This window comes from Parabacteroides sp. AM17-47, assembly GCF_003434625.1.
Taxonomy (GTDB): domain Bacteria; phylum Bacteroidota; class Bacteroidia; order Bacteroidales; family Tannerellaceae; genus Parabacteroides; species Parabacteroides distasonis.
Genome location: NZ_QTLI01000001.1, coordinates 235,565 through 249,227, shown reverse-complemented (window position 1 = coordinate 249,227; position 13,663 = coordinate 235,565). Strand labels below are relative to the sequence as shown.

The following is a 13,663-nucleotide window of genomic DNA, read 5'->3' as shown; positions in this document are numbered from 1 at the left end:
CTGATTGAATCCATGAATAAACTCCTTATCATATGTGATATGTTCCCACCCGCTTTCGCCCCCAGAATGGGATATCTATGCAAATATTTGACACGCATGGGATGGGAAGTTACCGTAGTGACAGAATACATAGAAGACAATACATTCGAATTCCTTACGGGGTATGCGGACGTGTATTGCGTCCGCTACTACAAAGCATCAGGAAAGATCTCAAAGCATATCGAATGGATGTGGGTCATGTTTCTAGACATCTTGTTTGGTTATAAAGACATGAGAATAATCAACGCATGCATCCCCTTAATAAAGACCAACCAGTACAAGGGGATATTGTGTAGCACATACCGCACCTTTCCTTTAACCGCCGCCAAGACGTTAGCGATCCATACCAACCTCCCTTTCGTCGTGGATTTACGAGATATTATCGAGCAATATGCCTCCAACGAATATATATCGCATAAATTCCATACATTTTCATGGTTAGACGCATTCATCACAAAGCGATTTCGCAAACGGTTACTTAGAAAGCGAAATAACGCTTTGGAGGTAGCGGATTGTGTCACGACCGTATCGCCTTGGCATGTGGAGGTACTCAAACAATATAATCCCAACGTAAGACTGATTTATAATGGATTCGATCCTGAGTTGTTCTATCCGCAACAAATCAAGACCTCCCGGTTTATCATTACCTATACCGGACGGTTGTTAAGTTTAGCGATCCGAAATCCGGAGTTATTATTTGCAGCCATCGCCCGTCTTACGGAGGACAAGGTCATTATCCCCGAAACTTTTCGAGTTGTATGGTATACCGATCAAGAGTCCCGCTCCATCATCCGCCAAGAAGCCGAACGACATGGGGTGCAATCTTTCATGGATTACCATGAGTATGTACCGGCATCCGATATTCCCCTCATCTTGAACAAAAGCTCGGTGCTGCTTTCCTTGACGAATAAGTTTGACACGTCTGGTCCAAAAGGCTTCATGACAACTAAGTTCTTTGAATCGCTTGCGGTAGAAAAACCCATCTTATGCGTACAGAGTGACGAGGCTTACCTCGCCGAAGCCATCAAGGAGACCCATTCCGGACTGGCCGCAACCCGGGTAGACGAGGTGTACGATTTCTTGAAACATTACTATGAGGAATGGCAGGAAAAAGGATATACGACCTCGCCCGTCAATCGGGATAAGCTATCGAATTATTCCCGGAAAGAACAAGCTAGCCAATTTGCGCGTATATTTGAGGAGATTTAAGCAGATGGATAAATACCTCAACATAGTATCGTTCAATATACCTTATCCCGCCAATTACGGAGGGGTTATTGATGTGTATTATAAACTGGAAGCCTTGCGTGCTTGCGGCGTGAAACTCATATTACATTGTTTCGAATATGAACGTCCGCATGCACCGGAATTAGAAAGCATTTGCGACAAGGTTTTCTATTATAAACGCCGTACCGGGGTAATCGCTAATTTAACATGGCTCCCTTACAATGTATATAGCCGTAAAGATCATCGCTTGATCGAGAATCTTTTACAAAATGATTACCCGATCTTATTTGAGGGCCTCCACTCCTGCTATTATATGGACGATCCCCGTTTAAGAAACCGTATGAAGATATTCCGGGAGTGCAATATCGAGCACGATTATTATCGCCACTTGGCAAAGTCTGGCAAAGGATTGGTTCGCAATGCCTTTTTCAAGATCGAGGCCATGCGCTTCCAAGCCTATCAGAAAGTAGCACGGTACGCAAATCTGATAATCGCCGTATCCACGACAGACGCAGACTATTTACGAAAACAATTTCCCAATCAAAGGATCGAGTTCGTTCCTTGTTTCCACGAGAATAACCGGATTACGGCCGAACCGGGAAAATCCGATTATATTTTATATCATGGCAAGTTATCCGTTATCGAGAATGAACGAGCCGTGTTATTTCTCACCAAGCATGTTTTCAGCCAATTAAAACATACCTGCATAATAGCGGGCATGAACCCGACCCGTTTGATACGAGAGGCAGCCGCTCCTTACCCACATATAAAAGTAGAAGCAAATCCCAGTAAGGAACGTATGGACGCATTGATCCACAACGCACAAATTCATATGCTAATCACATTTCAAGATACCGGCCTAAAACTAAAGCTTTTGAACAGCTTATTCGCTGGAAGGCATACGATTGTCAATCATCTCATGCTAGCGGGTAGCGGATTAGATCCTTTATGCCATATCGCCGATACGCCGGATGAGATGATACGGGCTTGCGAACAATTAATGGCCCTACCTATAGATAAAGAGGTGATAGATAAACGAAAACAATTATTGTTCCCTGCTTTTTCTAATGAAGATCAGGGGATACGTTTATACAAGATGATATATGATGAAAGAGAATAGAAGTGATTTATTACATACATTAACCGAACGTTTGAAAGCGATCGACTATAATAAATTACCGATCAGCGATTATAATAAGCGATACATCGGCAACTTAAAGCCGGCGTTAAGCTATTTCATGCATATATACGCAGATTGCCTACAAAGAGGACTTCAAGCGATACAAACCCCTATCTCCGATGTCACGCTAATCGATTATGGAGGAGGAACCGGCTTCCTTAGTATTCTGGCGAAATCCATAGGAATAGGACAAGTTATTTATATTGATCTTAACCCATCTTCCGTGGAGACGATCCAGCTATTGAAACAAATAATAGGAATAGGCCCCGATATCATACTCCATGGAGATTCAGATGTTCTTGCGGACTGGTGCGCAAGGAACAAAGTCTACCCCCAACTTTTAATCGCTACGGACCTGATAGAGCATGTCTATGATTTATCTTTGTTCTTCAAGGATTTAATCCATATAAACGATTCCATGTATCTACTATTCACGACAGCCTCTACACCATTCAACCCGTATGTCCAACAACGGTTACATAAGATGATGGTCGGATGCGAAAGTGGATCTTTGGAATCCCCCAACTATTATACATTACGAGAGCAATTCATAACGAAACTTTGCCCGGCTTTCTCCCCAAAAGAAGTAGAGACATGGGCCCGGCAGACTAGAGGCTTGACCTATCCCGATATTCAAAAAGCGATCGAGAAAAAGAGTTTACCAAGCCCGGAAGACCCATACAATACTTGCGACCCGGCTACAGGTAATTGGGCCGAACGAATCCTTCCCATACAGACTTATGAGGACTTATTGGCACCCTACCAGTTCAAGCTTAAAGTAGAGAAAGGATTTTATAACGCAGACCGAAACAACCCAGTTCTTTCCTTGATATGCAAAGGTATCAACGCATTGATCCGCAACAGCGGCTCCTTTGGTTTTCTATTGGCACCATTCATCATTCTCTCCTGCGGCAAGGAGCGAGCAGATGCCATCTAGAACATATTCACGGGTCAAGTCCTCAGCTTTCAAGATTTGGTCGTTCCACTGCAATAAATCAATATCTATCGGCACACGCCCACAAGATTTATCTTCCGGCTTACGGCCGATGCAGCATTCTATATCTTTCAAGACATCCTTTATTCGCGCCGGACTCTCCTCGCTATACAAAACAGCCACTCGATTCAAAAATGTAGTTGATAATGGACAATCGATCGGTTCCGTATAAACTGGCTGAGAAAACTGTATAAAAACAAAATGAGCACGCAGCATCTCCGCCGCGCGCTCCATATTTTTCTCTTTATCCCAATTAGAGCCTAAGCACAATAGAACCCGGTTTCGTTTATTCTCCATCTCCGGCTAAAAGCGTTTAGTCATTCTTATGATTATTCAAGAATGTATTGATAAAACCGATCAACTTCACGAAAGAAGCGGAAAATTGTCCGGTATCGCTATTACGGATAGAGATAAATTTCTCCTTACCTTCCGTGGTAAATGAAACCTGATACATGATATCCCCTAAATCCCGGTTCGTCTCCTCCTCAAAGCCATAAGAGTCTTTCATCTTAAAGAAATTACATTTTTGCAGAATCGGTTTTAAAGAAGCGAACTCCTCGTCAGTCAATATCCCCTCCATAATTTTAGGATCTCGTTTCTTGGCGAAATTATCCATATAATAATTATACTCCTCGATACGGAATGTCTTGTCACTATCAAACAGAACCATTAGTTTGTAGTTATCTACACTTTCCATACTATAACTAAAAGAGAAATCCTTCAATTCTTTTTTACAGCCTGTAAAATAAGCAGACAGAAGAACCAATAAGGTAGCGAACAAAGTAATTCGTAGTTTCATTTGTCTAAAGTTGAAATTTGTGGCACAAACATACATAAAATACTCGAAAAACAACCCATGGAAATAAAAAAATACCTATTAGTTGGTATTGGTGGTACGAAGTTTTCAAGCTACCTTTGCGTAACATTTAATAGGACATGAGATTATCAGAACTTCGCACAGGCGATAAAGGTGTTATAGTAAAGGTAATGGGTCGCGGAGCTTTCCGCAAACGCATTATCGAGATGGGATTTATCAGAGGGAAAGAAGTGATCGTTATACAAAACGCTCCGCTCAAAGACCCTATTCACTATCGTGTAATGGGATATGATGTCTCATTGCGACGCTCGGACGCCGTATTGATCGAAGTCGTTAGCGCGGCGGATTTCGAGAAGGAACAAGCTACCTCGGTACAAGATACGAACAGGAGTGCAGACTCTTTTATCCTGCCTTCCGGCAATGAATTGCAAGCCATCGCATTACATAAAGGAAAAACAATTAACGTAGCCTTGGTTGGTAATCCGAACTGCGGAAAGACCTCTCTTTTCAATTTTGCGTCCGGAGCACATGAGCATGTGGGTAACTATAGCGGCGTGACCGTAGATGCCAAGGAAGGAACCTTCCAACAGAATGGCTATACATTCCGCATCGTAGATTTACCGGGTACTTACTCCCTATCCGCTTACACGCCGGAAGAATTATACGTGCGTAAGCATTTGAATGAAGAGCAACCAGACGTGGTGATCAATGTTATCGACGCATCCAATCTAGAGCGAAACCTATATTTGACCGCCCAACTGATCGATATGGACGTTCGCATGGTAATCGCCTTAAACATGTATGATGAGCTGGAACGCCATGGTAATAAATTCGATCATGAGTCCTTAGCAAAAATGATCGGGGCACCGATTATCCCGACCGTAAGTAAAACAGGCTTTGGCATAGAGGATTTGTTTAACCGTGTAATCAAGGTATACGAAGAAGAAGATCCTGTCATCCGTCATATCCATATTAATTACGGAGAGTCTTTAGAGAAAGGGATCAGCAACGTTAGGAAGACCTTGAAAAATAGCGTGGATATACCCAAAAGCTTGTCAAAGCGCTATCTATCTATCAAGCTATTAGAGGGAGACCGGGAGATAGAGACATTTATAAAAACGCTGCCCGGTGCCGAAACGATCTTCCAAGAAAGAGACCGTAATACAGCCCTAATAGAAAAGTTATTGCAAGAGGATTGTGAGACCGCATTCACGAACGCACGCTATGGCTTTATTTCCGGAGCGTTGCGTGAGACTTACGAACAAAATACGATCAAAGAGGCAACGAGTACGCAGATCATCGATCTATTCGTCACGCATAAAGTCTTAGGCTTCCCTATCTTTATCCTATTCATGTGGATCATGTTCGAGGCCACTTTCCGTTTGGGAGGCTATCCGATGGAATGGATAGAGGCATTGGTCGAAGTGATCGGTAATTTCGTGCGCAGCCATATGTCGGAAGGACCTTTGAAGGATCTTCTCGTGGATGGTATCATCGGTGGCGTGGGAGGTGTTATCGTGTTCCTGCCGAATATCTTGATTCTGTATATGTTCATATCGTTCATGGAAGACTCCGGATATATGGCACGTGCGGCTTTTATCATGGATAAGATCATGCATAAGATGGGACTGCATGGAAAGTCGTTCATCCCTTTAGTGATGGGATTCGGTTGTAATGTTCCTGCTATCATGGCCTCCCGTACGATAGAGAGCCGTAATAGCCGGATGATAACGATGTTGGTAAATCCGTTGATGAGCTGTAGCGCCCGCCTGCCGGTTTATGTATTGCTGACCGGGGCGTTTTTCCCGAAGAACGCCAGCTTTGTGTTATTAGCTTTATATGTATCCGGAATCTTGCTGGCAGTTATCATGGCCCGTCTTTTCAAACGCTTCCTGTTTAACGAGGAGGATGTTCCTTTCGTAATGGAACTCCCCCCCTATCGGATGCCTACCGGCAAATCCATCATGATCCATATGTGGGAGAAAGCGAAACAATACTTGCACAAGATGGGAGGTATCATCTTGGTCGCTTCTATCATCATCTGGTTCCTTGGGTATTTCCCCAGACATTCGGAGAGCGGAGATCAGTTTGATCGCCAGATAGCGGAGATCGAAAATACGGAGTTGGATTCTCAAGAAAAAACAGATACGATAGAGGAGTTAGAACGCTTGAAGGCAATCGACCACCAACAAAATTCGTATATCGGGCGTATCGGCCAGACGATTCAACCGATCTTGGCTCCTTTAGGATTCGATTGGAAAATGAGTGTAAGCCTACTTACCGGTATGGCGGCGAAAGAAGTTGTTGTCAGCACGTTAAGCGTATTATACACGGGGAATGCCGATGATGACAGCCAAGCCCTGTCGGAGCGTTTGAAGCAAGACCGTAACGCAGAAGGTAATTTGGTATTCACACCGCTCATAGCGATTAGCTTAATGCTTTTCGTCTTGATTTATTTTCCGTGCATAGCGACTATATCGGCTATTGTCAACGAGTCTGGCTCATGGAAATGGGGTATATTCGTTATCATTTATACTTGTGTCCTAGCATGGATCGTTTCTTTCATTGTTTATCAAACGGGGAATTTCTTTGTGGGTTTATTCAGCTAAGAACTTTCCTATGTTTTATTTAGTTATATATAGGAGGTAAATTTATAGGTATGTGGCAAGATATAGCAGTTTGCGTTATTGGTATCTCGGTTATCGGATATATCGCATATAAGGTTTATCGAATGCTTACGAAACCGAAATCCAGTGATCCTTGCTGTGGGTGTAGTGGGTGTTCGTTAAAGAAAGAATTGATGAAATAGACAATTGGGTTGTGTCAAGCAAAGAATTGCAACACAGCCCCATAACTTATTTCCAACCAAAAGGTCTTTACCGACCTATGCAATGATAAATAAAACCGGCCTCCTCCAATTCTTCCTTATCATAGATATTACGTCCATCCAAGATTAAAGGCGTAGCCATTAATTTCTTAATAACAGACCAAGAAGGCATACGGAATTCTTTCCATTCAGTAACCAACAATAGTGCATCCGCATCTATCACAGCCTCATATATATCTTTAACATAAGAAATCACATCTTCAGGCAAACGTCTTTGAGCCTCAGGTATAGCCACTGGATCATAAGCCGAAACCAGACATCCGGCGTTTCTTAACTTTTCGATCAAAACCAATGAAGGAGCCTCTCGCATATCATCTGTCTCCGGCTTAAACGCCAACCCCCATAAAGCGATACGCTTACCTTTGATATCCCCGTTAAAATGCTTCACTAACTTACGAAACAATATTGACTTCTGCTCTTCATTTACAGCCTCTACCGCTTCCAATATACGCATCTGATAACCACTATCGGCAGCGGTCTTCACAAGCGCTTTGACATCTTTCGGGAAACAAGAACCTCCGTATCCACAACCCGCATACAGAAAACGACTACCGATACGAGCATCCGTCCCAATCCCTTTACGCACCATATTTACGTCAGCACCGACAATCTCACACAAATTAGCGATATCATTCATAAAACTGATACGAGTCGCCAACATAGCGTTTGCCGCATATTTAGTCATTTCAGCAGAAGGGACATCCATAAAAATCACCCGGAAATTATTCAGTAAAAACGGACGATATAACTTTGACATCAATTTCTCGGCACGCTCGGATTCCACTCCTACAACTACACGGTCCGGACTCATAAAATCCTTTACCGCAGCCCCTTCCTTCAAGAACTCTGGGTTAGAAGCAATATCGAACTCTATATTTACATTCCGCTTAGCTTGCTCATCCTTAATAGCTCGCTTTACCTTCTGGGCAGTACCTACTGGAACCGTACTTTTAGTAACAACCAAGATATATTTATTCATGTATCTTCCCACGGTCCGAGCAACCTCCAACACATATTTCAAATCCGCGCTTCCATCCTCATCTGGAGGCGTCCCCACTGCGGAAAACAAGACTTCCACCTCATCCAGACATTCTTTTAACTCGGTAGTAAAATGCAAACGCCCCGCCTGCATATTACGAGCCACCAATTCATCCAAACCCGGCTCATAAATGGGAACGATGCCTTTCTTCAGATTATCGATCTTATTTTTATCCACATCTACACAAAACACCTCTGTACCCATTTCCGCAAAACACGTACCTGTTACCAAGCCTACATAGCCTGTTCCAACTATTGCTATTTTCATAATTCCCTTTGTTTCTCAAAATATCTTAAAAACGTATGCAAATGTACAATAATTCATAGAAATCCGCTATCATAAATATACAAATTGAAAAAAATCATATGTTCGTCTGTTTTTAAAGAAATAACTGTTAACTTTGTATTCGGTTTCCCTTTAATAGAGGGAAATCTTACATTGTTAAACAAACGGAGAAATCAACAATAATAGATTCACCCGTCCGTTATTATTGCAGGTACAGTTTGACAGTAAAGAAAAATAAGGAAGAGAGCATGACTAAAGTTTGTTTCTTGGTATCATCATTATGCAACGAAGGCCCGGTTAATGTTATGTATAACATTATCCAATATATGGACTTCTCCAAGTTCAAGGTATCTATCATTACTTTCATACCAGAGAAAAAAACTACCCGAATTAAGGATTTCCAGAAGTATCCGCTTTCGATTCATCAATTGGCACCAGAAACGCCTCTTAATCCATTCGCTTTATTCACGGCACTAAAACAAGAGGTAAAATTGATCAATCCGGATATGCTTCATGCGCATTGTCCGCGTTCATTATATTTAATGTGCTTTTTACCTCGAAAGTATAAACGAATCTATACGATTCATATCTATCCGGGACTGCAGCAGCAGATATTATATGGAAAATTTAAAGGAGATATCGTCAATCAACTGAACCATTTCTTCACCCGAAAAGTAGATCTCCCCATAGGTTGCTCTGAAAGTGTAGGAAAACTCTATAAAGAAAATAAAGGTTGGGACATCTCTTGCATACCCAATGGATCTTCGTTACCCATCTGGAATTGCGATCCGATTTATCGGCAAAAGCTAAGAAAAGATTTAGGACTAAAAGACGATATCCGATATTTTATTTTTATCGGGCGCTTCTCAGGAGAGAAGAATCCTGAACTATTAATACGTGCCTTTAAACAAATAGGGGCCAAGCAAGTGGGATTGATCATGCTCGGTGAGGGACCCTTATGGGAAGATTTAAAAAAAGAAGGTGATGACCGGATTCTTTTACCCGGTTTTAAAACGAATGTTTATGATTACTTAATCGCTTCCGATTATTATATTTCAGCCTCAGATGTCGAAGGATTGGCAAACACGCTGTTGGAGAGTATGACAGTAGGATTACCTATGTTACTTTCTGATATACCTTCACACCAAGAGGTGCTATCGAAGATGAGCGTCACGACAGGATATATTTTCAACAATAAAGACAGTAATAGTTTATTCGACAAAATAGAAAAAGTGCTCCTGTTAGATCGTACAGAAGTCGCACGAGAAGTACAAGACATATTCCAAAAGCATTATACAGCGAAGAAAATGTCTTTGTCTTATCAAAACGCATATACTAGTTTATGACACCTTATGTATCTATTATAACCATAACAAGGAATCATTTCAAATATATCATGGAGATACTAAATTCGTTGTTCACGACAGGAAGACCATCAGTCCCGCTCGAAGTCATCATCGTAGATAATTGCTCATCTGATGGTACGATTTACTTTTTAAAGAAGAATCGGTTTAAGGTAATAACCCGACCAACAAACTTAATAATGTTATAATAGGTGAAAAATACAATCTATCATCAACAAATAGAACATAAATTGCATCTATAAAATTAAAAACATAATAGGACAAAATGATAATGAAACCAGAAATATCGATTATAACAGTTGGCATGAATCACCTTTCATACGTGAAAGAGATGCTTGCGTCTTTGTATTCAGTAGGAAGTCCATCCGTTTCATTCGAGGTTATTTTTGTTGATAATTGTTCTACTGACGGAACCGCCGATTATATCCGGAACAATTATCCTACCATAAAACTCATTGAGAATCAAAAGAAATATGGTTTTGCCCGAAATAATAATATTGGAGCAAAACATGCTATAGGGAATTATATACTTATATTAAACCCAGACATCATATTAACGCAAGGAGCAATCGACAAATTATACAACTATGCGATAAAACATCCTTCATGTGGAATTGTCGCACCCAAGTTACAAAACCGGGACTGCTCATTGCAATATTCTGCACGTAGATTTCCTTCAATTAAGATTTTGCTAAATCGGGCTCTTACCAAAGGAAATGATAAGTCCGGCAATAAAAATGTTCAAACCTATTTACTGAAGAACCTTCCTATGGACACTCCTACAGAGGTCGATTGGTGTATGGGAGCAGCGTTTTTGATCTCTCACACATTCTACAATGAACTAAAAGGATTTGACGAGAAATTCTTCTTGTATGTAGAAGATATGGATATTTGCTATCGTTGTTGGAAAAAGAATAAGAAGGTAGTCTATTACCCTTTATCCAAAATGACGCATGTTCACCAAAGAAGTAGTCAGCGTCTTAATAAGAAAACGTTAATTCATTTGAAAAGTTTCTTTTATTTCTTTAGGAAAAACAGATTTAAGATCAAATCTGAGGCTCAGCACCTCACAAGTGCACCTCAAAGAGAAAAAGAAACATTTCAGTTACAACCAAAGGTCGTTCCTAGCAAATAAAAAAGATGATACAAGAATTCATAAACAAGCAATTTTATAACTTATTTATTTTCACGTTCATATTTGGATTGGTCCTTTATGGAACGATCGGATTTGATAGTATAGATGAGATATGTGCTTGCATCTTGCTTATCTTATTTATTTTCGCAACATTCAAGACGCCGGATTGGGCTATAAATAAGTCATTTCTAGCGGTAAGCTCTGTTTTCATATTTTATACGATTTATTCGTTTTATATACATAGTAACTCTGCGAAAGGAATCATCTCAGACATGATTATCCAATTTAAACCCTATTTAGCTTTTTTCGCAGTTTATTATCTCTGTCCTGTATTTAGTTCGAAACAGAAAGATTTGATAAAGAAAATCATTCTTATTATATCCTTTTTCATGTTTCTTATAGGATGTGCGTCTCTAGTCTATCCACTCGCCTTCAGAGTAACTGTTGGGCATGTCGCTTATTTCGCCGCTATCATAACCGCATCCTCCCTGCTTTATTATTATTGTAGCGAAGGTGCTAAAATTGATAAGATGATCTTTATCCTTATTTTAGCGATTGGATTATTCTCGGCTCGTTCAAAGTTCTATGGATTTTTTATCATATCTCTGGTCACCGTGATATTCTTCGGGAACATAAGTCGTCTGAAGCTCAATTTCAAGACAATAGCGATAGCCGTATTAAGTCTTGCCGCAATGGTTTTAGCTAGCTGGAAAAAAATGGTCATGTACTTTGGTGTGGGTAAATCCTTGGACAGTGTTCCCGAGGAATTCATGGCCCGTGCCATGCTATACGTCACATCTTTCGAGATTTTCAAGGACTTTTTCCCATTTGGGTCGGGCTTCGCTAGTTTTGCCTCCCACTCCTCTGGCGTTTATTATTCGCCTCTATACGCAAAATACGGTATCGAGAATGTAAAAGGGATCAGTAAAAACAATTATAGTTATATAGCGGACACCTATTATCCCTGTTTAGCTCAATTTGGGATAATAGGCGTATTCTTATATATACTATTTTTCGCCTATATCATACGGAAAGCCTACAAACTATTTCTCTCTACGCAAAAGGAGAAATATTTTATTATACCTTTTCTTATCATCGGGTATCTATTGATTGAGAATATCGCAGATGCCACGTTTACCGGACATCGGGGTTTCTTTATAATGATGTTGTTAGGGCTTGTAATGTCTGAGCAAAAGCACCAATTGTTGGCTAATAAATCAACCTCTCAAAAACAACCCGAATAATACATGGCAAGCAAAACAGTAAACGGTCTTTTTTGGAGTAGCATGGAAAGGATTTCGGTACAGGGAGCTCAATTCGTGTTAAGTCTTTTCATCGCTCGTATCTTGTCGCCTTCCGACTATGGGCTTGTCGCCATGCTTGGTATTTTCATGGCGGTAGCTCAAACGTTCGTTGATAGTGGCTTCTCGAACGCTCTTATCCAGAAACAGGGAAGAACAGATGTAGACTATTCGACGGTTTTCTTTTTCAATATATTTATCGGGATAGCCATGTACCTTCTCCTTTTCTCCACCGCTCCATTCATAGCCTCATTCTACAGCCAGCCTCAACTAGAAACCATCATAAAATTCGTAGGATTAAACTTAATCTTGACCTCATTCTGCGCCGTACAACGAGCACAACTGACCATTTCCCTCGATTTCAAAAAGCAAGCTATCATCTCATTCAGCACAGTAGCTATAAGTGGAGGAATAGGTATATGGCTGGCTTATCATGGTTATGGTGTATGGACACTGGTCATCCAAAGTTTACTCACGAATTTATTAGCTTTGATATTACTTTGGGGAAGTACCCGGTGGATTCCTCGCCTATGTTTCTCCAAAGAGTCTTTCAAGGAATTGTTCGGATTCGGATCTAAATTACTTGCCGGAGGATTGCTTCATACGATATATCTGAATCTATACTCATTGGTAATTGGTAAATATTTTTCATCCGCTGATCTGGGAAACTTCAACAGGGCTACTTCTCTTGCCCAATACGTTTCCGTTAATATAACAAGCATCATCACACGGGTCACTTATCCGATAGAATGCCAAATACAGCATGATAACGAGGAACTGCAACGAAAGTTCTTCATGTTCATCCGTATGACAGCCTTCATCATATTCCCATTGATGATCGGCTTATGCGTATTGGCTGATCCATTAATTCGTGTTATCTTGACAGATAAGTGGGTACATACCGTACCATATTTACAAATATTAAGTATCGCTTATATGTGGGACCCGATCTCACGCCTGAACTGGGATCTGCTCAACGTAAAACGGAGAAGTGATTATTCCCTGCGATCCGAGATCATAAAAAAGCTCATTGCGGTTACTATCTTAGTCATTACCATTCCATTTGGGATCACCATCATGTGCGCCGGTATCGCTGCTTATGCCTTATGTGACATCTATGTATTGACAAGATTCACTAAAAGACTTTTACCCGATGTTTACCTGCGAAAAGAGCTTAAGGCTTTATGTCCTATACTCTTGTTATCCATATCGATGGGACTAATCATATACATTTGCGTAAGTTTTATCCCTATCTTATTATTTAAACTCATTGTCGGTATAATTATAGGTATCTGCTATTATCTAACTCTATCCTATTTGCTTAAATGGGAAGAGATAGATTTCATTCTCTCGTTGATCCTAAAAAAACATAGACAGTAGAAACACAGTATTAAC

Annotated in this window: 13 protein-coding genes; 10 read left to right on the top strand and 3 right to left on the bottom strand. The window is 40.7% G+C overall.

Translation table 11 applies throughout. The features are described 5' to 3' along the window. The first annotated feature begins 12 nt into the window (after positions 1 to 12). Genes DW205_RS01210 through DW205_RS01200 form a run of 3 tightly spaced genes read left to right on the top strand, consistent with a single transcriptional unit; the run spans position 13 to position 3,383 of the window. Positions 13 to 1,248, top strand: a complete 1,236-nt coding sequence (locus DW205_RS01210) for a glycosyltransferase (protein ID WP_005868138.1) — start codon at positions 13 to 15, stop codon at positions 1,246 to 1,248. 4 nt (positions 1,249 to 1,252) lie between these two features. Beyond that, the gene (locus DW205_RS01205; protein WP_005868137.1) at positions 1,253 to 2,386 is read left to right on the top strand and encodes a hypothetical protein; all 1,134 of its coding nucleotides are present in this window, start codon (positions 1,253 to 1,255) and stop codon (positions 2,384 to 2,386) included. Next, a complete protein-coding gene (locus tag DW205_RS01200; protein WP_005868136.1) occupies positions 2,370 to 3,383 on the top strand; it encodes a class I SAM-dependent methyltransferase in 1,014 nt (337 codons plus the stop codon). The genes DW205_RS01205 and DW205_RS01200 overlap by 17 nt, the downstream gene beginning before the upstream one ends. Here DW205_RS01200 and DW205_RS01195 read toward each other — a convergent pair. Beyond that, positions 3,327 to 3,737: a 2-amino-4-hydroxy-6-hydroxymethyldihydropteridine diphosphokinase gene (locus DW205_RS01195; RefSeq protein ID WP_005856158.1), complete on the bottom strand. Its 411-nt coding sequence runs from the start codon at positions 3,735 to 3,737 to the stop codon at positions 3,327 to 3,329. The two genes, DW205_RS01200 and DW205_RS01195, sit on opposite strands and share 57 nt — an antisense overlap. Positions 3,738 to 3,753: 16 nt before the next feature. Continuing rightward, positions 3,754 to 4,239: a hypothetical protein gene (locus tag DW205_RS01190; RefSeq protein ID WP_005868135.1), complete on the bottom strand. Its 486-nt coding sequence runs from the start codon at positions 4,237 to 4,239 to the stop codon at positions 3,754 to 3,756. A gap of 137 nt (positions 4,240 to 4,376) precedes the next feature. On the opposite strand from DW205_RS01190, the gene feoB reads away from it, so the two are divergent. Together feoB and DW205_RS22720 are read left to right on the top strand one after the other, a co-directional pair. Then, positions 4,377 to 6,866: a ferrous iron transport protein B gene (feoB, locus tag DW205_RS01185; protein ID WP_005868134.1), complete on the top strand. Its 2,490-nt coding sequence runs from the start codon at positions 4,377 to 4,379 to the stop codon at positions 6,864 to 6,866. 50 nt (positions 6,867 to 6,916) lie between these two features. Then, positions 6,917 to 7,066: a FeoB-associated Cys-rich membrane protein gene (locus DW205_RS22720; RefSeq protein ID WP_085931208.1), complete on the top strand. Its 150-nt coding sequence runs from the start codon at positions 6,917 to 6,919 to the stop codon at positions 7,064 to 7,066. Between the two features lie 67 nt (positions 7,067 to 7,133). Here DW205_RS22720 and DW205_RS01175 read toward each other — a convergent pair whose 3' ends face one another. Next, a complete protein-coding gene (locus DW205_RS01175; protein ID WP_005868133.1) occupies positions 7,134 to 8,450 on the bottom strand; it encodes a UDP-glucose/GDP-mannose dehydrogenase family protein in 1,317 nt (438 codons plus the stop codon). 266 nt (positions 8,451 to 8,716) lie between these two features. On the opposite strand from DW205_RS01175, the gene DW205_RS01170 reads away from it, so the two are divergent. The 5 genes from DW205_RS01170 (at position 8,717) to DW205_RS01150 (ending at position 13,648) form a co-directional block, all read left to right on the top strand. Further along, positions 8,717 to 9,814, top strand: a complete 1,098-nt coding sequence (locus DW205_RS01170; protein ID WP_005856146.1) for a glycosyltransferase — start codon at positions 8,717 to 8,719, stop codon at positions 9,812 to 9,814. Continuing rightward, a complete protein-coding gene (locus DW205_RS01165; protein ID WP_005856144.1) occupies positions 9,811 to 10,020 on the top strand; it encodes a glycosyltransferase family 2 protein in 210 nt (69 codons plus the stop codon). Before DW205_RS01170 ends, DW205_RS01165 begins: the two co-directional genes overlap by 4 nt. A gap of 83 nt (positions 10,021 to 10,103) precedes the next feature. Next, positions 10,104 to 10,967: a glycosyltransferase family 2 protein gene (locus DW205_RS01160; protein ID WP_008778269.1), complete on the top strand. Its 864-nt coding sequence runs from the start codon at positions 10,104 to 10,106 to the stop codon at positions 10,965 to 10,967. A gap of 389 nt (positions 10,968 to 11,356) precedes the next feature. Further along, entirely contained in the window at positions 11,357 to 12,211 is an 855-nt protein-coding gene (locus DW205_RS01155) for an O-antigen ligase (protein ID WP_224202488.1), read from the top strand. Positions 12,212 to 12,214: 3 nt separating this feature from the next. Further along, entirely contained in the window at positions 12,215 to 13,648 is a 1,434-nt protein-coding gene (locus DW205_RS01150; protein WP_005868131.1) for a lipopolysaccharide biosynthesis protein, read from the top strand. Positions 13,649 to 13,663: the final 15 nt, after the last annotated feature.

Excerpts from the sequence above, each read along its gene's own strand:
- DW205_RS01205 (WP_005868137.1), top strand. The coding sequence starts at position 1,253 with ATGGATAAATACCTCAACATAGTATCGTTCAATATACCTTATCCCGCC.
- DW205_RS01200 (WP_005868136.1), top strand. The coding sequence starts at position 2,370 with ATGATGAAAGAGAATAGAAGTGATTTATTACATACATTAACCGAACGT.
- DW205_RS01155 (WP_224202488.1), top strand. The coding sequence starts at position 11,357 with ATGTTTCTTATAGGATGTGCGTCTCTAGTCTATCCACTCGCCTTCAGA.
- DW205_RS01210 (WP_005868138.1), top strand. The coding sequence starts at position 13 with ATGAATAAACTCCTTATCATATGTGATATGTTCCCACCCGCTTTCGCC.
- DW205_RS01190 (WP_005868135.1), bottom strand. The coding sequence starts at position 4,239 with ATGAAACTACGAATTACTTTGTTCGCTACCTTATTGGTTCTTCTGTCT.
- DW205_RS01165 (WP_005856144.1), top strand. The coding sequence starts at position 9,811 with ATGACACCTTATGTATCTATTATAACCATAACAAGGAATCATTTCAAA.
- DW205_RS01160 (WP_008778269.1), top strand. The coding sequence starts at position 10,104 with ATGAAACCAGAAATATCGATTATAACAGTTGGCATGAATCACCTTTCA.
- DW205_RS01150 (WP_005868131.1), top strand. The coding sequence starts at position 12,215 with ATGGCAAGCAAAACAGTAAACGGTCTTTTTTGGAGTAGCATGGAAAGG.
- DW205_RS01175 (WP_005868133.1), bottom strand. The coding sequence starts at position 8,450 with ATGAAAATAGCAATAGTTGGAACAGGCTATGTAGGCTTGGTAACAGGT.
- DW205_RS22720 (WP_085931208.1), top strand. The coding sequence starts at position 6,917 with ATGTGGCAAGATATAGCAGTTTGCGTTATTGGTATCTCGGTTATCGGA.
- DW205_RS01195 (WP_005856158.1), bottom strand. The coding sequence starts at position 3,737 with ATGGAGAATAAACGAAACCGGGTTCTATTGTGCTTAGGCTCTAATTGG.
- DW205_RS01170 (WP_005856146.1), top strand. The coding sequence starts at position 8,717 with ATGACTAAAGTTTGTTTCTTGGTATCATCATTATGCAACGAAGGCCCG.
- feoB (WP_005868134.1), top strand. The coding sequence starts at position 4,377 with ATGAGATTATCAGAACTTCGCACAGGCGATAAAGGTGTTATAGTAAAG.